Below are 19725 nucleotides of genomic sequence, written 5' to 3'. Positions count from 1 at the left end.
GAAGGAACCGCTCACGACAGGAAAAATTCCGCGGACACTGCCCGGCCCTTGCGACCGGAGCAGCGTCCCAGAGCGCTCGCGGAGCCTTCGCGCTATTTCTTCACCCACTTGCCGCCGACCTGGACGTACTGCCCGGCAGGGGTTTTCTCCATCGCCTTCTTGCCGGCCATGGCCTCCACGTCGGCCAGCGAAGCGCCGCTGCTGTTGGCCACCTTCTGGTATTCGGCGCGGCGCGCGGCATTGATCTGCGCGGCGATGTCCGCCGCCTGGCCGCTGTTGCTGACCACGCCAAGGTAACCGTCCGCCTGCTCGCCGACCAGGCCCTGGGCCTTGGCGCCGCCAAGGGCCGACATGGCCTGGCCGAGGTCCATCGCCATGGCGGAAAGGCTGATGCCGAGGGCCAGCAGGGCGATACCGAGTTTGCTACGGGTTGTCATGGATCCGCTCCTTTAGAACAGGCCGCTGTTCTCGTTGATGATGCCGTCCAGAGCCTTGTCGACCTTGATGTAGATCTCGTGCTCGATTTTCACGTTGAGATTGATGTTGATCGGCTCGCTGGGAGCCGCCAGTTGCACGGTGGGCGTGCAGGCCATCGTCAGGCTGCCCAGCAGCAGGACAGCGAATAGAGCGCAGAGGCGCATCGGGGGTTCTCCTGTATGGCTCATGGCGCCGAAGCCTTGCGTTTCTGCATGCGCTCCTGCACACGTTGGCGAATGGTTTCGCTGACCCGGTCGCTCAGTTGCAGGCTGGTCAGCAGTGCCGGGATATCCTCCTCCAGGTTGACGTTGAGGTTGACCGGGCGCCCCTTCTCCAGGTCCGGGTTGCTGCCCTGCAAGCGCAGGCCGAGCAACAGCTTGCCGTTCTCATGATAATCGACGCTGCTTTGCAGGACGTCGTAGTGGAAATCGTCGAGGGCATCGGCGACCAGCTTCATCCCCGGGTTACTGCGCCCCAGCGCCTCGATTTTCGCCGAGCGGAAGCGCAGGTAGCCGGGCTCGCGGGCCTTGACCTGGCCGCCGGAGACGCTGGGCTTCCAGCGGTTCAGCATCAGCGGCAGTTCGCCGTCCAGGGTGCCTTCGCCGGCCAGGCCCTCCGCCGGATAGACCCGGAAAATCTCGCCGAGTTGTATGCCCTGGATACGCAAGGCGAACTTCTGCTCGGCCTGACCCAGGCGGATGCTCCCCGCGGGGACCGAGGCCTGCCCGCCGAACAGGCCGCTCTGCAACGTCTGCCAGCTCAAACGGCCGCTGCCCGGCGCGGAAAGCGGGGCCTCGTAGCGCCCGCGGAAACTCACCGGCCCCAGCGGCAGGCCGGGATTGGCCTCGGCCAGGCTCAGGCCGGGGCTGTCCAGGCTCAACTGACCGCCGCGCAGGCGCAAGGCCAGGCTGCCGCCCAGCCCCTTCAGCTCGCTGCGGTCGTAGATACCGTCGAGGCCTTTCAGGGTCAGGTCCAGGTCGAGGGACGAGCCACCCGCCGCGTCGAGCTTCCAGCCGGCCGCGGCGGTCGCGCGCCCATTGCCCAGTTCGAGCAGCCCCGGCCAGTCGGCGAGGGTCGCGGCCAGCGGATTGCCGGTACGGAAGAACACCTCGGCCAGCTTGGCGGAGAGTGCCAGGGGCGTCTTCGCATCGCGCTGCAGCTGGAAGTCCGCCGCCAGCCCCGCACCGTTGCTCAGCCGTCCCTTCAGGCTGGTGCGCTCGAGGGTGGTGTCGAGCGGCCCCTCGAAGGTCCAGGCCAACGGCTTGAGGTTGGCCTGGCGGAGTTGTCCGACCTGCGCCTGCAGCGGCCCGGCGAAATGCAGCGCCAGCGGCTGGTAGGCCAGTTCGAGAGCGGTCCCGGCGAGATTGAGGCGGGGCTGGCCAAGGTGCAGCGTCGACGGCTCGGCCAGGGACGCCGCCTGCAACCGCGCGCCCCTGCCGAAGGAGAGGTTGGCGCGCTGCCCGTCCAGCCGGCCCTCCAGGGGAATCTCCGCGACCAGTCGCTCGGCTTTCCAGCCCAGGTATTGCAGGCGCGGCGCGTCCACCTGCAAGCGACCCTCCACCAGCCTGGCGGCCCACGGCGAGATGCCCAGCAGGTCGAGCCGAGTCTCCAGCTTCAGCGTACTCGCGCCCTCGCTGGTGAACGCCAGGCGCAACGCGGTGACGCTATCGGCATCGCGCTCCAGCGGCTCGCTGCGCAAGCCCAGCGCGCTCGGCCGCAACTCGGCCGGCAGCGCCTGCAACCACTCGCCGTGCAACTGGCTCAGGCGCAAGTCGCTGCGCAGCTGGCGTGGCAACCAGGCGCCCTCGTCTCCATCCAGTTGGACTTGCAGTTCGCCCTGTACATTACCCAGACCGGGCAGCGGCCAGGCTTGCGGAGCCTGCACCAGCAGCGCCGCCGAGCCACCGCCGTCGAGCACCCGGCGCGGCTCCAGCCAGTCGCTGCCAGGCGCCAGGCGGATCGTCCAGTCCGCTTGCAGACGCAGGGCTTGCGGTGCGTCGGGCAGGCGCTGCGCTTCCGGCAGCCAGCGATTGAGCCAGACCACCAGGCCACGGGTGTCGGGCAGGCCGGGCGCCTCCAGGTGCCCCTGCCAGAGGCCGTCGCCATCGGACGGCGCGAGCTGGCTGTCCAGCGTCAGCAGCGCCAGCCGGTCGAGTTGCGCGCGCGCACGCAGGCGCCAGCCGGTAGGCTCCTCGAAGAGCTGGGCGTCGAGCTGGGCCTGCTGCGCCTCCTGTTGCAGGCGCAGTTGCGCAGCCAGCGGAAACAGCGCTCCCGACGGGCGGCCGATGTCCAGTCCGCCTTCCTGCTCGCAGCGGCCGGCGGGACAAGGCAGGTCGAGATGGAAGCGTTCGAGGTGGATCTGTTCCGGCAGCCAGGCGAGGGTCTCGCGCAGGGACGTCCAGTCCAGCGCAGCGGAGTCGTCGTCGGAACTCGCGGCAGCCGGTTGCCAGGCGAGCGCCACTTGCTCCACGCGCAGGCCGGGTAGACGCGGACGCCAACCCGACAGCCCGGGCCAGCGCAGCAGCGCGTGTTCCACGTCCAGTCGCAGGCTGGCGCCATCCGCGCCGCGCCGCTCCAGCGCCAGCCGTCGCAGCCCGATGCCTTCGGCGGACAGGCCCAGGCCTTGCCACTCCAGGCGCTCGACACCCTGCTCGCGCAACAGGCTGCGCCAGGCATGCCAGCCGTAGCCGAACGCCAGCAGCAACAGCACTGCAAATACCAGCAGCAACGTCGTCCTTCTGCGCAAACGCATGTCCTACCTCTGTCCGTTGCCGACCCGGCCAAGGGTGGCGGGGCCCTCGTGCAAGATCAAGGCGTTTTCCCCGGCCAGTGTTTTTCCCTGCTTTCGACGTTATATTGGCGGAAAATTTCCGGATTTTCCGAGCCAGACGGGGAGCCTCCATCCATGCGTACCCAGCATCAGAGCAAGCGCGAGCTGGACAAGATCGACCGCAACATCCTCCGCATCCTGCAGGAGGAAGGTCGCATTTCCTTCACCGAGCTGGGCGAACGCGTCGGCCTCTCGACCACACCCTGCACCGAACGCGTGCGCCGCCTGGAGCGCGAAGGCCTGATCATGGGCTACCACGCCCGGCTCAATCCGCAGCATCTGAAGGCCAGCCTGCTGGTGTTCGTAGAGATCAGCCTGGACTACAAGTCCGGCGATACCTTCGAAGAGTTTCGCCGGGCGGTGCTCAAGCTGCCCCATGTGCTGGAATGCCACCTGGTGTCCGGCCACTTCGACTACCTGGTGAAGGCTCGCATCTCGGAAATGGCGTCCTACCGCAAGCTGCTCGGCGACATCCTGCTGAAACTGCCGCACGTTCGCGAGTCGAAGAGCTATATCGTCATGGAAGAGGTCAAGGAGTCGCTCGACCTACCGGTTCCGGATTGACATGACACGCTCCGGGAGTCCGCCAGGACTCCCGGCATAGACGGGAAACACCGTCGTTTCCGCACACGATCCCCGCAACACCTCGCAGTTTTTTTCCTTTTTCGCCCTTGGCGAGCGCCTCGACTGACGTTTATGCTCCGTCAAATTTTCCACACATAATAATCAGGATTTCACACATGAACGCCCGCGTTCGCCAGCCGGTGCATACCGCCCAACACGCCCCCTCCTACTACGCCGCCACGCTCAACCGACGCATCGAGTGCCCGCCCCTGGCCGGCGAAGAACAGGCCGACGTGTGCGTCGTCGGCGGCGGCTTCTCGGGGGTGAACACGGCGTTGGAACTGGCCCAGCGCGGCTTCTCCGTGGTCCTGCTGGAAGCGCACCGGATCGGCTGGGGCGCCAGTGGGCGCAATGGCGGCCAGTTGATCCGCGGCGTCGGCCATGACGTCGAGCAGTTCCTCCCGGTGATCGGCGCCGACGGCGTGAAGGCACTCAAGCTGATGGGCCTGGAGGCGGTGGAGATCGTCCGTCGCCGGGTCGAGCAGTACGCCATCGACTGCGATCTGCGCTGGGGCTACTGCGACCTGGCGAACAAGCCCGGCGACTACCAGGGCTTCCGCGAGGACATGGAGGAACTCCAGGCCCTCGGCTATCGCCACGAGATGCGCCTGGTGCCGGCCGCGGAGATGCGCAGCGTGGTCGGCTCCGATCGCTACGTCGGCGGCCTGGTGGACATGGGCTCCGGCCACCTGCACCCGCTCAACCTGGTCCTCGGCGAAGCCGCCGCTGCCCAGTCGCTGGGCGTCCGCCTGTTCGAGCGCTCGCCGGTGACGCGCATCGACTACGGCACGGAAGTCCAGGTGCATACCGCCGCCGGCAAGGTGCGGGCGAAGACCCTGGTGCTGGGCTGCAACGCCTACATGAACGACCTCAACCCGCTGCTCGGCGGCAAGGTACTGCCGGCCGGCAGCTACGTGATCGCCACCGAACCGCTGGACGAGCAACTGGCCCGCCAACTGCTGCCGCAGAACATGGCGGTGTGCGACCAGCGCGTGGCCCTCGACTACTACCGGCTCTCCGCCGACAACCGCCTGCTGTTCGGTGGCGCCTGCCATTATTCCGGCCGCGACCCCAGCGACATCGCCGCCTACATGCGGCCGAAGATGCTGGAGGTATTCCCGCAACTGGCGAACGTCCGCATCGACTACCAATGGGGCGGCATGATCGGCATCGGTGCCAATCGCCTGCCACAGATCGGCCGCCTGCCGGGGCAGCCCAACGTGTACTTCGCCCAGGCCTATTCCGGACACGGGGTGAACGCCACGCACCTCGCCGGGCAGTTGCTCGCCGAAGCCATCGGCGGCCAGCAGAGCGACGGCTTCGACCTGTTCGCCAAGGTGCCGCACATCACCTTCCCCGGCGGCAAGCTGCTGCGCTCGCCACTGCTGGCGCTGGGCATGGCCTGGTACCGGCTGAAGGAAAAACTCGGTAGCTGAGCCCATCCGAGGCTCGGCGGATTCTGAAAAAATCAGGCGGGGCATCGCTCTTCCGAGGAAAACTCCTAGAATTCGCACGACCGGGATGAGCCGGTCGTTCGAGTTTCCACGGGAGATGTCCTTGCTTCGCCGATTCCTCCTGCTGGCCCTCCTGGCCCTCTCCGGCTGCGCCAGCACTCCTCCGCCGCAACCGTCGTCGGCACTGCCCGCCGAGGGTACCTGGCTGGCCAGGCAGGCCGAAATCCAGGGACGCGACCACCCCGGCCAGTCCGGCTTCCACCTCCTGGGCGCCAGCGAGGATGCCTTCGTCGCCCGCGCGGCGCTGATTCGCGCAGCCCAGCGCAGCCTCGACATCCAGTACTACATCGTCCACGACGGACTGACCACGCGCGCCCTCGCCTACGAGTTGCTCAAGGCAGCCGACCGTGGCGTGCGGGTACGCATCCTCATCGACGACACCGCCAGCGATGGCTGGGACTACGAGATCGGTGTGCTCTCCGCCCATCCGAACATCCAGGTGCGCCTGTTCAACCCGTTGCACCTGGGCCGCGCCACCGGCATCACGCGAGGCGTCGGCCGCCTGTTCAACCTGTCCCAGCAGCACCGGCGCATGCACAACAAGCTGTGGCTGGCCGACGGCACGGCGGCCATCGTCGGCGGACGCAACCTCGGCGACGAGTATTTCAACGCCAAGCCGGAGATGAACTTCACCGACCTCGACCTGCTCGGCGTCGGCCCCATCGCCAACCAGCTCTCGCACAGCTTCGACCAGTACTGGAACAGCGCCATCAGCCGGCCGATCGAGGATTTCCTCTGGCGCGCGCCCTATCCCGGCGAACTGGAGTCGGCCCGACGCAAGTTGCAGCGCTACCTGCGCAAGGAGTCGGTGAAGGAGTCCGGCTACATCCGCCACCTGTTCGACCGCGGCGACCAGCCACGCCTGGGCAACTGGCTGGAGAATCTCACCTGGGCCCGCGCCGAGGCGATCTGGGATGCCCCGCTGAAGGTATTGAGCCGCGGCGAGCCCGACCCGCACCTATTGCTCAGTCCGCACCTGGCGGGCCTGTTCAAGGGCGTGCAGAAGGAACTGATCCTGGTCTCGGCGTATTTCGTTCCGGCCAAGGACGGTCTCAACTACCTCACCGGCAAGGCCAACAGCGGCGTCCGCGTGCGCCTGCTGACCAACTCCCTGGAAGCCACCGACGTGCCCGCCGTGCATGCCGGCTACGCGCCCTATCGGATGGCACTGCTTGAGCATGGCGTTAAGCTCTACGAGCTGCGCGCCAATCCCGACCAGCCGCTGAGCGGCGCGCCCTGGCGCCTGCACGGATCGAGCAGCGCCAGCCTGCACAGCAAGGCGATGGTCTTCGACCGGCGCAAGGTATTCATCGGTTCCTTCAACTTCGATCCGCGCTCGATCCTGTGGAACACCGAAGTCGGGGTCATCGTCGACAGTCCGCTGCTGGCCGAGCAGGTCCGCCAACTGGCGCTGGAGGGCATGGCCCCGAGCGTCAGCTACCAGGTTCGCATCGACCGTAGCGGTAGCCGGCCGAAGCTGGTCTGGATCGACGAACGCGACGGCCGGACCCAGGTCTTGCGCCACGAGCCGGGCAGCCTGTGGCGACGCCTGAACGCCTGGGTCGCGGGAATGATCGGACTGGAAAAGATGCTCTGAGGGTCACTCGGAGGCCTCCAGGCCGGTCGCCTCCTCGTCCGCCGGAATCGCCCCGCGCAGCCGCACCAGCACCACGAAGCCCGCCGCGCCGAGCGCCATCATCAACGGCAGGGCGTGACCGCTGATCCACTGGCTGGCGGCGCCGGTGGCCAGCGGGCCGAGCAGGCAGCCGATCCCCCATAGCTGCGCGACATGGGCATTGGCCCGGACCAGGGCATCGTCTCGGTAGCGCTCGCCGATCAGGATCAGCGCCAGGGTGAACAACCCGCCGGCGCTGGCCCCGAACAGCACCAGCAGCGGCCAGATCAACGGCGTCTGCAGCAGTAGGGGAATCGCCAGGCTGCTCAGCAGCAGCACCAGGCCGCAGCCGCCGAACAAGCCGCTGCGCGAGACCCGGTCGGCGAGCCAGCCGATCGGCAGCTGCAACAATGCATCGCCCACCACCACGGTACTGACCATGGCCAGCGCCACCGCTTGCGGAAAGCCCTGGCGCAACCCGTAGACCGGCAGCAGGGTGAGGATCATCGCCTCGAAGGCAGCGAACAACACCACCGCCCAGGCGATCGCCGGCAGGCCCTGGCAGAAGGCCCACAAACCGCGCCCGGAGGCGCTGTGCGGATCGACCCTGGGCGCACCGCCGCGGCCCAGCAGCAGCAACGAGCCAGCAATCAGCAGGCAGACGCCGAACCAGAAGCCACGGTCGTCGGCGGTACCGATGAAGGTCAGCAGTACCGGCCCGGACAGTTGGCTGAGGGCGTAGCCGGTGCCGTACAGCGCGACCAGCCGGCCACGCCACTTCTCCACCGCCAACTGGTTGATCCAGCTTTCCCCGAGGATGAACACCACGGTGAGCTGTACGCCGATCAGCAGGCGCAGCAACAGCCATACCGGGTAGCTCTGCAGCAGTGCCAGCAGGCCGATGGAGGCTGCCCCGGTGAGCAGGCACAACTGCATCAGCCGCGGCGTACCGACGCGCGCGGCGAGGCGCCCGGCGATCATCGCGCCGAGCAGCACGCCCACTGCCGGCGTGCTGGCCATCACGCCGATGGCGAAACTGCCGTAGCCCCAGCTCTCCAGGCGCAACGAGACCAGCGGCATGGTCAGGCCAAGGGCGAGGCCGATGCTGATGACTGCGGAACAGACGGCGAAATAGCTTCCCCAACGCATTGCGATTCTCCCGTTGGCACCCCGGAAGCCTTGCCGGGGCGAGCGGATATATCCGGCGCACGAAGCACAGCGGCCGGGCTTCCAGAAGGAAACCCGGCCGCGGGTGTGGCTCGAGAGAGCCGGCCCGGAAGGGCCGACCTAGGCGATCAGAGCTTGATCCAGGTCGCCTTCAGCTCGGTGTACTTGTCGAAGGCGTGCAGCGACTTGTCGCGACCGTTGCCCGACTGCTTGAAGCCGCCGAACGGAGCGGTCATGTCGCCGCCGTCGTACTGGTTGACCCAGACGCTGCCGGCGCGCAGGGCCTTGGCAGTCAGGTGCGCCTTGGACAGGTTGCTGGTCCAGACCGCCGCCGCCAGCCCATAGGGCGTGTCGTTGGCGATGCGCACGGCCTCCTCGGCATCCTCGAACTCGATCACCGAGAGCACCGGGCCGAAGATTTCCTCACGGGCGATCTTCATTGCATTGGTCACGCCGTCGAAGATGGTCGGCTCGACGTAGGTGCCGCCGGTTTCTTCCAGGGTCCGCTTGCCGCCGGCAACCAGCTTGGCACCGTCGTTGTGACCGGCCTCGATGTAGGACAGCACGGTGTTCATCTGCTGGGTGTCCACCAGCGCGCCGACGTTGGTTTCCGGATCCAGCGGGTTACCCGGCTTCCAGCCCTTGAGGGCCTCGATCACCAGGGGCAGGAACTTGTCCTTGATGGAGCGCTCCACCAGCAGGCGCGAACCGGCGGTGCAGACTTCGCCCTGGTTGAAGGCGATGGCGCCGGCAGCGGCTTCGGCGGCGGCCTTCAGGTCCGGGGCGTCGGCGAAGACGATGTTCGGGCTCTTGCCGCCGGCCTCCAGCCAGACGCGTTTCATGTTCGACTCGCCGGCATAGACCATCAGTTGCTTGGCGATCTTGGTCGAACCGGTGAACACCAGGGTGTCGACATCCATGTGCAGTGCCAACGCCTTGCCTACCGTGTGGCCGTAGCCCGGCAGCACGTTGAACACGCCTTTCGGAATGCCGGCCTCGACGGCCAGCTGGGCGATGCGGATGGCGGTCAGCGGCGACTTCTCGGAGGGCTTGAGGATCACCGAGTTGCCGGTGGCCAGGGCCGGACCGAGTTTCCAGCAGGACATCAGCAGCGGGAAGTTCCACGGCACGATGGCGGCGACCACGCCGACCGGCTCGCGGGTCACCAGGCCCAGCTCGGCATGGGGAGTGGCGGCGACTTCGTCATAGATCTTGTCGATCGCCTCGGCGCTCCAGCGCAGGCTGTTGGCGGCGCTGGCGACGTCGATGTGCAGCGAGTCGCTGATCGGCTTGCCCATGTCCAGGGTTTCCAGCAGGGCCAGCTCCTCGGCGTTCTCCAGCAGCAGATCGGCGAAGCGGATCATCGTCTGCTTGCGCTTGGCCGGCGCCAGGCGCGACCAGGCGCCGGAATCGAAGGCATTGCGAGCGACCTTGACCGCCTGCTCGGCATCGGCCAGGTCGCAACTGGCGACCTTGGCCAGGAAGCGGCCATCCACCGGGCTCAGGCAATCGAAGGTCTCGCCGGAGGCGGCGTTGCTGTATTCGCCGTTGACGAAGGCGCGGCCTTCGATCTTCAGGTCTTTGGCGCGGGCTTCCCAGTCGGCGCGGGTCAGGGTGGTCATGACAACGTGTCCTCTTATTGGTGTTCTGGGCGCCTGGGAGACAGGCGCGCTGTCAGATTCTGCAAGGCGGGCGCGCGGCCCGTGGTGTCCGCCACCCTAAACCAGAGCAGCGCCTGTTTTCAATATATTTGACAGGAACCCCTCTAACTCCCTTGTCACGTTCATTATTTTAAACATAGACTCGCCCGGACTAGCGTCTTCATCCCTCGCGTGCAACCTGGGTGGCCCTATGACAATGAATAACGAGCCGCAGTCGAGCAGACTCGACAACTTCTGGATGCCCTTCACCGCCAACCGCCAGTTCAAGGCGCGGCCGCGCCTGCTGGAAAGCGCCGAAGGCATCCACTATATCGCCCAGGGCGGGCGCCGCATCCTCGACGGCACCGCCGGCCTCTGGTGCTGCAATGCCGGCCACGGCCGGCGCGAGATCAGCGAAGCGGTGGCCCGGCAGATCGCCACCCTCGACTACGCCCCGCCGTTCCAGATGGGTCACCCGCTGCCGTTCGAACTCGCCGCGCGGCTGGCGGAAATCGCCCCGCCGGGCCTGAACAAAGTGTTCTTCACCAACTCCGGCTCGGAATCGGCGGACACCGCGCTGAAGATCGCCCTTGCCTACCAGCGCGCCATCGGCCAGGGCACCCGCACCCGCCTGATCGGCCGCGAACTGGGCTACCACGGGGTCGGCTTCGGCGGCCTGTCGGTAGGCGGCATGGTCAACAACCGCAAGGCCTTCTCCGCCAACCTGCTGCCGGGGGTCGACCACCTGCCGCACACCCTGGACGTCGCCCGCAACGCCTTCACCGTCGGCCTGCCCGAGCATGGCGCGGAAAAGGCCGAGGAGCTGGAACGCCTGGTGACCCTGCACGGCGCCGAGAATATCGCCGCGGTGATCGTCGAGCCGATGTCCGGCTCGGCCGGCGTGGTGCTGCCGCCCAAAGGCTACCTTCAGCGGCTGCGCGAGATCACCCGCAAGCATGGCATCCTGCTGATCTTCGACGAAGTGATCACCGGTTTCGGCCGCGTCGGCGAAGCCTTCGCCGCGCAGCGCTGGGGCGTCGTCCCGGACCTGTTGACCTGCGCCAAGGGGCTGACCAACGGCAGCATCCCGATGGGCGCCGTATTCGTCGACGAGAAGATCCACGCCGCCTTCATGCAAGGCCCGCAGGGCGCCATCGAGTTCTTCCACGGCTATACCTATTCCGGCCACCCGGTAGCCTGCGCCGCCGCCCTGGCGACCCTGGACATCTACCGTCGCGACGACCTGTTCCAGCGGGCCGTCGAACTGGAAGGCTACTGGCAGGACGCGCTGTTCAGCCTGCGCGACCTGCCCAACGTGGTCGACATCCGCGCCGTCGGCCTGGTCGGCGGCGTGCAACTGGCGCCGCACGCGGACGGCCCCGGCAAGCGCGGCTACGACGTCTTCGAGCGCTGCTTCTGGGAGCACGACCTGATGGTCCGGGTGACCGGCGACATCATCGCCATGTCGCCGCCGCTGATCATCGACAAGCCCCACATCGACCAGATCGTCGAGCGCCTGGCCCAGGCCATCCGCGCCAGCGTCTGATCCAGGCGGGCGGCTGGCGCCGCCCTGCCTCCAACTGGCCAGAACCACAAGAACCGAGAGTCAGCATGAACATCGAACAGATCGTCGACTTCGCCCAGGCCAACAGCGCTCCGGAGCACTACAGCCCGGCGCCGGAGAAAATCCTCAAGGGCGACCCGAAACAGAGCGTGCGCAACCACTACGGCAGCCCCTGCGGGCAGTTCAACGCCGGTATCTGGGAAGGCGCCGTGGGCCAGTGGACGGTGAACTACACCGAACACGAGTACTGCGAGATCATCCAGGGCGTCTCGGTGCTGCGCGACCGGCACGGCAACGCCAAGACCGTGCGCGCCGGCGACCGCTTCGTGATCCCCGCCGGCTTCCAGGGCACCTGGGAAGTGCTCGAAGCCTGTCGCAAGGTCTATGTGATCTTCGAAGCCAAGGCCTGAGCCCCGGCTTCATCCCGAATGCTTGTTACCCTTGCCCGCCACCTGGCGGGCTTTTTTGTGCGCCAGCCCGGGAGTTCGTACGCCGGAAATGAAAAAGCCCGCCGGATGGCGGGCTTTTCGCAAGGTGCCGGATCAATTACTTGATCTTGGCTTCCTTGTAGATCACGTGCTGACGAACGACCGGATCGTACTTCTTGATCTCGATCTTCTCAGGCTTGGTACGCTTGTTCTTGTCGGTGGTGTAGAAGTGGCCGGTACCGGCGCTGGACACCAGACGAATCAATTCACGCATGATTCAGCTCCTTAGAATTTTTCGCCGCGGGCACGCAGGTCAGCCAGGACGGCCTCGATGCCACGCTTGTCGATGATACGCATGCCCTTGGCGGAAACGCGCAGACGTACGAAGCGCTTCTCGGACTCGACCCAGAAACGGTGGTGCTGCAGGTTCGGCAGGAAACGGCGGCGGGTTTTGTTGTGTGCGTGGGAAATGTTATTCCCGGTAACCGGACCCTTACCGGTTACTTGACAGACTCTAGACATGCCTCAGCCCTCTATAACCTCATGCCCAACCCGGCATGGGTTGGCTGCTTTAACTCAAGTTCGATACTCAGTTTCACCGGGGTCTTACCCGCTGCATCCCGACGAAGGAGAGCGTGGCCCCAGAAAAGAGCGCAGCTTTATATCAGAAAGGCGCCCCGCGCCGCAAGGGCGAAGGCCCATGGCGCAGCCGCGGCCCGCCTCGCTGCGGGCTTCGCACCGTGGCCGTTCGTCGCCTTGCCTCGTTGTCGCTGCCCGCCGCATGGTCTAGGGTAGCGATTCAAGGTCGCCAACGGCCTTGCATGACTGCGCCCAACCGCTGCGGATGGGCATGTTAACCGTTCGAATGGAGCCCGTCATGCGCCTCGCCGCTTTCTCCCTGTTCCTCGCCCCTCTGCTGCTCGCCCAGCCCGCCGCCGCTGCCACCTTGAGTGTGTGTACCGAGGCCAGCCCCGAGGGCTTCGACGTGGTCCAGTACAACTCGCTGACCACCACCAACGCCTCGGCCGATGTGCTGATGAATCGCCTGGTCGAGTTCGACGCCGGCAAGGGGACGGTGGTGCCCTCGCTGGCCGAGCGCTGGTCGGTGTCCGACGACGGCCTGAGCTATCGCTTCGACCTGCGCCAGGGCGTGCACTTCCACAGCACCGCCTACTTCAAGCCGAGCCGTACGCTCGACGCCGACGACGTGGTGTTCAGCTTCCAGCGCATGCTCGATCCGGCCAATCCCTGGCACAAGGTGGCGCAGAACGGCTTCCCGCACGCCCAGTCGATGCAACTGCCGGAGCTGATCAAGCGGGTGGAGAAAAGCGGCGACCACCAGGTGCTGATCGTTCTCGACCACCCCGACGCGACCTTCCTGCCGATGCTGAGCATGGGCTTCGCCTCCATCTATTCGGCGGAGTACGCCGACCAGTTGATGAAGGCCGGAACCCCGGAAAAGCTCAACACCGCGCCGATCGGCAGCGGGCCGTTCGTGTTCAAGCGCTTCCAGAAGGACGCGGTGGTGCGCTACGCCGCCAACCCCGAGTACTTCGCCGGCAAGCCGGCGGTCGACGCGCTGATCTTCGCCATTACCCCGGACGCCAACGTGCGCCTGCAGAAGTTGCGCCGCGGCGAATGCCAGATCGCCCTGTCGCCGAAGCCGCTGGACGTGGAGAGCGCGCGCAAGGACGCCAGCCTGAAGGTCGAGCAGACGCCGGCCTTCATGACCGCCTTCGTCGCCCTCAATACCCAGCATCCGCCGCTGGACGATCCCAAGGTGCGCCAGGCGATCAACCTGGCCTTCGACCGCACCAGCTACCTGCAGGCGGTATTCGAAGGCAGCGCCAGTGCCGCCACCGGCATCTATCCGCCAAACACCTGGAGCTATGCCAGGGATATTCCCGCCTACCCGCACGACCCCGAACAGGCGCGCAAGCTGCTGGCCGGCAAGCAGCTTCCCGAGCTGAACATCTGGACCCGCCCGTCCGGCAGCCTGCTCAACCCCAACCCGAGCCTCGGCGCCCAACTGCTCCAGGCCGACCTGGCGGAGGCCGGGATCAAGGCCAACATCCGCGTCATCGAATGGGGCGAGTTGATCCGTCGCGCCAAGAACGGCGAACACGACCTGCTGTTCATGGGTTGGGCCGGCGACAACGGCGATCCGGACAACTTCCTCACTCCGCAATTCAGCTGCGCCAGCGTCAAGTCGGGGCTCAACTTCGCGCGCTATTGCGACCCCGGCCTGGACAAGCTGATTGCCGACGGCAAGGCCGCCAGCAGCCAGGAACAACGCACCGGCCTGTACCACCAGGCGCAGAAACTGATCCACGAACAGGCGCTCTGGCTGCCCCTGGCCCACCCGACCGCCTTCGCCCTGACCCGCCAGGAGGTGCAGGGCTACCAGGTCAATCCGTTCGGTCGCCAGGATTTCTCGCGGGTCGCCGTGAAACGCTGAAGGCCACGCCCGGGAGAACCCAGCGATGGATCTCGACCGTCTCTACCTGCCGCATTGGCAGTTCAGCGAGCGCCATCAGCGGCTGATCGACGCGCCGGCGCTACCCTGCTGCACACGGAAACCCGGGTGTTCTGCCCCGATCGCGCCAGCCGCCTGCGCTTCACCCCCTACTGGTTGGCGATCCGCCCGGTCAGCGGACTGATCCGCCCGCGCCTGCTGGCGGGCATCGAGCGGCGCCTGGGCTGAGCCCTTCGTCGAACGCTCACAGCCAACCGTATTCGGCCAGCGACAGCGGCTCGCCGTCGCCGATGATGAAGTGGTCGAGCACCCGCACGTCGATGAGCGCCAGGGCTTCCTTGAGGCGCGCAGTGAGCTGGCGGTCGGCGAGACTCGGACGGGCGTCGCCGGAAGGGTGGTTATGGGTCAGGATCAGCGCCGCCGCGTTGTGCGCCAGGGTGCGCTTGACCACCTGGCGCGGGTAGACGCTGGCGCCATCGATGCTGCCCTGGAACAGCACCTCGAACGCCAGGACCCGGTGCCTCGTGTCGAGGAACAGGCAGGCGAACACCTCGTGCTGCTCGTGGCGCAGGCGCGCCTTGAGATAGTCGCGCACCGCCTGCGGGCTCTCCAGTATCGAATCGCGACGCAGGCGCTCGGCCAGGTGGCGCCGGCCCATCTCCAGCACGGCCTGCAATTGCGCATACTTGGCCACGCCGAGCCCGAGATGGCCGCAGAACGAGGCGAGGTCCGCCTCGAGCAGGGCACGCAGCCCGCCGAACTCGCTCAACAGCCGCCGCGACAGCTCGACCGCACTGCAACCGGTCACTCCCGTGCGCAGGAAGATCGCCAACAGCTCGGCATCGGAAAGGGCCGCCGCGCCCTGCTCCAGAAGCTTCTCCCGAGGCCGTTCGGCTTCGGGCCAATCGCGGATGCTCATTCGCTTTCCCCATCGAGCCCGCCCGCTGTTCCCGTGCGGACGCTGTGCTATCTTAGCCCATCCTTTTTGCGCGGCAGACGACCTGGGGAGGCGCGTTTGCCGAAGCGCATGTCATCCATTTCCTTATTAAGGCAAGCCTATGCAGCGGCTCTATCGGAAACGCATCGTCCTCGGCGTGGGCGGCGGCATTGCCGCCTACAAGAGCGCCGAACTGGTCCGCCGCCTGCGCGACCAGGGCGCTGAAGTCCGAGTGGTGATGACCCAGGGCGGCCGCGAGTTCATCACGCCCCTGACCCTCCAGGCGTTGTCCGGCCATCCGGTGCACACCGATCTGCTGGACCCGGCGGCGGAAGCCGCGATGGGCCACATCGAACTAGCCCGCTGGGCCGATCTGGTGCTGATCGCACCGGCCACCGCCGACCTCATGGCGCGCCTGGTCCAGGGCGTGGCCAACGACCTGCTGACCACCCTGGTGCTGGCCACCGACGCGCAAATCGCCCTGGCACCGGCGATGAACCAGGCCATGTGGCGCGACACCGCGACCCAGGCCAACGCCGAGCTGCTGCGCCAGCGCGGCTTCCACCTGTTCGGTCCGGCAGCGGGCAGCCAGGCCTGCGGCGACGTCGGCCTCGGGCGCATGCTCGAAGCCGAGGAACTGGCGCAGCGCGCCGCCGACTGCTTCCAGCGCCAGGCGCTGACCGGCGTGCATGTGCTGATCACCGCCGGCCCGACCCAGGAAAACATCGATCCGGTGCGCTACATCACCAACCACAGTTCCGGAAAGATGGGTTTCGCCCTCGCCGAGGCGGCGGTGGAAGCCGGCGCACGGGTGACCCTGGTCACCGGCCCGGTGCACCTGCCGACGCCCGACCGGGTGCAGCGCGTCGACGTGGTCAGCGCCCGCGACATGCTGGCCGCCTGCGAGGCGGCAATGCCCTGCGACCTGCTGATCGCCTCCGCGGCGGTCGCCGACTACCGCCCGGAAGTGGTCGCCGCGCACAAACTGAAGAAAGACCCTACCAGCGGCGAGGGCTTGCTCTTGCAGCTGGTGCGCAATCCCGACATTCTCGCCACCCTCGCACAGCGCGAGGATCGTCCCTTCAGCGTGGGCTTCGCCGCAGAAACCGAAAACCTGCTGGACTATGCTGCACGCAAGCTGAAGGACAAGAACCTCGACCTGATCGTCGCCAACGACGTGGCCAACCCCTCGATCGGCTTCAACAGCGACGAGAACGCGATCACGGTGATCGACCGCGACCTGCATCCGAGCACCTTCGCCCAGACCAGCAAGGGCAAGATCGCTCGCCAGCTGATCGCCTTCATCGCCGACCGCCTCAACCAGCAATGAGTTACTGATGCACTCTCTCCAAGCCAAGATCCTCGACCCCCGCCTGGGCTCCGACTTCCCGCTCCCGCAGTACGCCACGCCGGGCTCGGCCGGCCTCGACCTGCGCGCCATGCTCAAGGAAGACACCGTCCTCGGCCCGGGCCAGACCCTGCTGATTCCCACCGGCCTGTCCATCTACATCGCCGATCCCGGCCTCGCCGCCCTGGTCCTGCCGCGCTCCGGTCTGGGCCACAAGCACGGCATCGTGCTGGGCAACCTGGTCGGCCTGATCGACTCGGACTACCAGGGCGAGCTGATGGTGTCCTGCTGGAACCGCGGCGAGTCGCCGTTCACCATCGCCGTCGGCGAGCGCATCGCGCAGTTGGTACTGGTGCCGGTGGTGCAGGCGCATTTCGAGCTGGTCGAGCAGTTCGACGAAAGCCAGCGCGGCGCCGGCGGCTTCGGCCATTCCGGCAGCCACTGACCCCGAACACAGGACGAGACGCCGAGGAGACGCGGCATGAAGCTTTTCCAGCGCACCGCCAAGGATGGGAACGAGTTGGGCGACCTGCTCGAACCGGAAAAGAAGCCGCGCAAGGCAGCGTCCGAACGCGCTGACGGCAAGGACCTGCTGCCCGGCATAGGCGCCAGCCTGCTGGGCGTGGCGGCCGCCGGCGCCCTGCTCTGGTTCGGCGTCTTCGGCGGCGCCGGTGAGGCGCAGCAGCGCCAGTTGGACTCGGCCTGGGCCGAAGGCCAGGCCGGCGCCTTGCGCCAGGCCTTGCAGCAACTCGCCGCCGACACCCGCGCCGCCGCGGCCAGCCCCCTCGCCCTCGAAGCCCTGCAAAGCGGCGACGCCGCCCGCATCGAGGCCGCCCAGCGCAGCCTGCTGGCCTGGGACGGCGTGGTCGATGCCCACCTGAACGCGCCCGGCCAGGCCACCCAGGACAACGACAGCCCCGGCCCGGTCAGCTTCGCCGCCCTGGATATCCTGCACCGGGTGGAAAGTGGCCAGAACGTCGCCGCCGAAGCCTACAAGGTCGGCCAGCGCTGGCTGCTGTACAGCGCCGCGCCGGTGCGCGGCGCCGACCAGAGCCTGCAAGGCACGCTGCTGCTGGCGGTCGACCTGCAACGGCTGCTGCGCGCCCTGCCGCCCTTGCCGGGCGATGCCGGCCAGGTGCAACTGGTCCAGCAGTTCTCCGGCGCACCGGCCCAGGTGCTGCTGCAACGCGGTACGCCGGCGCCGGGCAAGGGTGCGCAAGCGCTGGACAGCGGCAATCCGAACTGGAAACTGAACTACACGCCCGGCAGCGTCGCCTCGACCCAGGCCTCGCCGCTGCTGCTGGCACTCGCGGCGCTGCTGGCCCTGCTCGGCGGCATCCTCGGCGCCTACCTCACCCGTTCGTCGCTGTTGCGCCGCCTGCACCAGGATGTCCTGACCCTCGGTCAGTATCTTCAGGAACTCGGCGGGCAACGCACTGCCAAACCCCCTGTGCCTAGCCTGCCGGGCTTCGCCCCGCTGATCCAGGCATTGGCCCGCCAGCCGCGGCGCAAGCCGGAGCCGACCAGCGCGCCCAGCCCTGCCAAGGCAGCGCCGGTGGCGCCGGTGGCGGTGGCGGTGGCGAAAGCGCCTCCTCGCGAGGAGCCGGCATTGGCAGATCCGTTGTTCCAGAACACCGACATTCTGGATATCGACATTCTCGATGAAGACCAGGACCTCCTGGGATTGGAGCAAACCCCCATCATGAGCACTGCAAAAGCACCGACGCTGCCCGCCAGCATCTTCCGCGCCTACGACATCCGCGGCGTGGTAGGCGATACCCTCACCGCCGAGACCGCCTACTGGATCGGTCGCGCCATCGGCTCGGAAAGTCTCGCCCGCGGCGAACCGTGCGTCGCTGTCGGCCGCGATGGCCGCCTGTCCGGTCCCGAACTGGTCAAGCAGCTGATCCAGGGCCTGGTGGACTGCGGTTGCCAGGTCAGCGACGTGGGCATGGTGCCTACCCCGGTGCTGTACTACGCGGCCAACGTGCTCGAGGGCAAGTCCGGGGTGATGCTGACCGGCAGCCACAACCCGCCGGACTACAACGGCTTCAAGATCGTGGTCGCCGGCGAGACCCTGGCCAACGAGCAGATCCAGGCCCTGCGCGAGCGCATCGAGAAAAACGACCTGGCATCCGGCGTCGGCAGCGTAGAGCAGGTCGACATCCTGCCGCGCTACTTCAAGCAGATCCGCGACGACATCGCCATGGCCAAGCCGATGAAGGTGGTGGTCGACTGCGGCAACGGCGTGGCCGGGGTGATCGCCCCGCAGCTGATCGAGGCCCTGGGCTGCAGCGTGATCCCGCTGTACTGCGAGGTCGACGGCAACTTCCCGAACCACCATCCGGACCCGGGCAAGCCGGAGAACCTGAAGGATCTGATCGCCAAGGTCAAGGCCGAGAACGCCGACCTGGGCCTGGCCTTCGACGGCGACGGCGATCGCGTCGGCGTGGTCACCAATACCGGTACCATCATCTATCCGGACCGTCTGCTGATGCTGTTCGCCAAGGACGTGGTCTCGCGCAACCCGGGGGCCGACATCATCTTCGACGTCAAGTGCACCCGCCGCCTGATCGCCCTGATCAGCGGCTACGGCGGCCGTCCGGTGATGTGGAAGACCGGCCACTCGCTGATCAAGAGGAAGATGAAGGAAACCGGCGCCCTGCTGGCCGGCGAGATGAGCGGCCACGTGTTCTTCAAGGAGCGCTGGTTCGGCTTCGACGATGGCATCTACAGCGCCGCCCGCCTGCTGGAAATCCTCAGCCAGGACCAGCGTGACAGCGAGCACGTGTTCTCGGCCTTCCCGAGTGACATTTCCACCCCGGAAATCAACATCACCGTCACCGAGGACAGCAAGTTCGCCATCATCGAGGCGCTGCAACGCGACGCCCAATGGGGCGAAGGCAACATCACCACCCTCGACGGCGTGCGGGTCGACTACCCCAAAGGCTGGGGCCTGGTACGCGCCTCCAACACCACTCCCGTGCTGGTCCTGCGCTTCGAAGCGGACACCGAGGAAGAGCTGGAGCGCATCAAGACCGTCTTCCGTAACCAACTGAAGGCAGTGGATTCCTCGCTGCCCGTGCCCTTCTGACATGTCGGAGC

At 67.0% G+C, this 19725-nt stretch carries 17 protein-coding genes; 9 read left to right on the top strand and 8 right to left on the bottom strand.

Annotated features, from left to right (window positions below):
* Positions 1–92: 92 nt before the first annotated feature.
* From FOC67_RS27365 to FOC67_RS27355, 3 genes are read right to left on the bottom strand one after another with little or no spacing between them, the layout of a single operon-like run.
* A complete protein-coding gene (locus tag FOC67_RS27365) occupies positions 93–437 on the bottom strand; it encodes a YdbL family protein (protein WP_003096521.1) in 345 nt (114 codons plus the stop codon).
* A gap of 12 nt (positions 438–449) precedes the next feature.
* Positions 450–641: a YnbE family lipoprotein gene (locus FOC67_RS27360; RefSeq protein ID WP_003096523.1), complete on the bottom strand. Its 192-nt coding sequence runs from the start codon at positions 639–641 to the stop codon at positions 450–452.
* Positions 642–661: 20 nt separating this feature from the next.
* Positions 662–3229 (bottom strand): YdbH domain-containing protein, encoded by a 2568-nt coding sequence (locus tag FOC67_RS27355; RefSeq protein WP_009314515.1) that lies wholly within the window; start codon positions 3227–3229, stop codon positions 662–664.
* 153 nt (positions 3230–3382) lie between these two features.
* Here FOC67_RS27355 and dadR point away from each other — a divergent pair, with 153 nt between their 5' ends.
* The 3 genes from dadR to FOC67_RS27340 all read left to right on the top strand — a co-directional run bounded on the left by dadR (position 3383) and on the right by FOC67_RS27340 (position 7042).
* Positions 3383–3871 (top strand): transcriptional regulator DadR, encoded by a 489-nt coding sequence (gene dadR, locus FOC67_RS27350; protein ID WP_003096535.1) that lies wholly within the window; start codon positions 3383–3385, stop codon positions 3869–3871.
* Positions 3872–4047: 176 nt separating this feature from the next.
* Positions 4048–5367, top strand: coding sequence for an FAD-binding oxidoreductase (locus tag FOC67_RS27345; RefSeq protein WP_009314516.1), 1320 nt, complete (start codon positions 4048–4050; stop codon positions 5365–5367).
* Positions 5368–5452: 85 nt separating this feature from the next.
* Positions 5453–7042: a phospholipase D family protein gene (locus FOC67_RS27340; protein ID WP_009314517.1), complete on the top strand. Its 1590-nt coding sequence runs from the start codon at positions 5453–5455 to the stop codon at positions 7040–7042.
* Between the two features lie 3 nt (positions 7043–7045).
* On the opposite strand, the gene FOC67_RS27335 is transcribed toward FOC67_RS27340, so the two are convergent.
* Together FOC67_RS27335 and FOC67_RS27330 are read right to left on the bottom strand one after the other, a co-directional pair.
* Positions 7046–8209, bottom strand: coding sequence for an MFS transporter (locus tag FOC67_RS27335; RefSeq protein ID WP_009314518.1), 1164 nt, complete (start codon positions 8207–8209; stop codon positions 7046–7048).
* Between the two features lie 146 nt (positions 8210–8355).
* Positions 8356–9849 (bottom strand): aldehyde dehydrogenase, encoded by a 1494-nt coding sequence (locus FOC67_RS27330; RefSeq protein ID WP_003098285.1) that lies wholly within the window; start codon positions 9847–9849, stop codon positions 8356–8358.
* A gap of 229 nt (positions 9850–10078) precedes the next feature.
* Between FOC67_RS27330 and FOC67_RS27325 the strand changes: the two genes are divergently transcribed.
* Positions 10079–11413 carry an aspartate aminotransferase family protein gene (locus FOC67_RS27325; protein WP_009314519.1) on the top strand — a complete coding sequence of 445 codons (1335 nt, stop codon included), beginning with the start codon at positions 10079–10081 and terminating at the stop codon, positions 11411–11413.
* 65 nt (positions 11414–11478) lie between these two features.
* Entirely contained in the window at positions 11479–11841 is a 363-nt protein-coding gene (locus FOC67_RS27320) for a cupin domain-containing protein (protein WP_003096551.1), read from the top strand.
* A 136-nt stretch (positions 11842–11977) separates the two neighbouring features.
* On the opposite strand, the gene rpmG is transcribed toward FOC67_RS27320, so the two are convergent.
* Positions 11978–12133 (bottom strand): 50S ribosomal protein L33, encoded by a 156-nt coding sequence (gene rpmG, locus FOC67_RS27315; protein ID WP_003096555.1) that lies wholly within the window; start codon positions 12131–12133, stop codon positions 11978–11980.
* 11 nt (positions 12134–12144) lie between these two features.
* Entirely contained in the window at positions 12145–12381 is a 237-nt protein-coding gene (gene rpmB, locus FOC67_RS27310; RefSeq protein WP_003096556.1) for a 50S ribosomal protein L28, read from the bottom strand.
* A gap of 355 nt (positions 12382–12736) precedes the next feature.
* On the opposite strand from rpmB, the gene FOC67_RS27305 reads away from it, so the two are divergent.
* The gene (locus FOC67_RS27305) at positions 12737–14317 is read left to right on the top strand and encodes an ABC transporter substrate-binding protein (RefSeq protein WP_003096557.1); all 1581 of its coding nucleotides are present in this window, start codon (positions 12737–12739) and stop codon (positions 14315–14317) included.
* 262 nt (positions 14318–14579) lie between these two features.
* Here the strand turns inward: FOC67_RS27305 and radC are convergent, their stop codons facing one another.
* Positions 14580–15254 (bottom strand): DNA repair protein RadC, encoded by a 675-nt coding sequence (radC, locus tag FOC67_RS27295; RefSeq protein ID WP_003096559.1) that lies wholly within the window; start codon positions 15252–15254, stop codon positions 14580–14582.
* 139 nt (positions 15255–15393) lie between these two features.
* Between radC and coaBC the strand changes: the two genes are divergently transcribed.
* The 3 genes from coaBC to FOC67_RS27280 are packed head-to-tail and all read left to right on the top strand — an operon-like array spanning position 15394 to position 19714.
* Positions 15394–16602: a bifunctional phosphopantothenoylcysteine decarboxylase/phosphopantothenate--cysteine ligase CoaBC gene (gene coaBC / locus FOC67_RS27290; RefSeq protein ID WP_003098292.1), complete on the top strand. Its 1209-nt coding sequence runs from the start codon at positions 15394–15396 to the stop codon at positions 16600–16602.
* Positions 16603–16609: 7 nt separating this feature from the next.
* A complete protein-coding gene (gene dut, locus FOC67_RS27285) occupies positions 16610–17065 on the top strand; it encodes a dUTP diphosphatase (RefSeq protein ID WP_003096567.1) in 456 nt (151 codons plus the stop codon).
* 36 nt (positions 17066–17101) lie between these two features.
* Positions 17102–19714, top strand: coding sequence for a phosphomannomutase/phosphoglucomutase (locus tag FOC67_RS27280; protein ID WP_009314520.1), 2613 nt, complete (start codon positions 17102–17104; stop codon positions 19712–19714).
* The last annotated feature ends 11 nt before the right edge of the window (positions 19715–19725 follow it).

Source organism: Pseudomonas sp. FDAARGOS_761 (assembly GCF_013343155.1).
GTDB classification, from domain to species: Bacteria; Pseudomonadota; Gammaproteobacteria; order Pseudomonadales; family Pseudomonadaceae; genus Pseudomonas; species Pseudomonas aeruginosa.
This window is presented reverse-complemented; position numbering and strand designations above follow the sequence as displayed.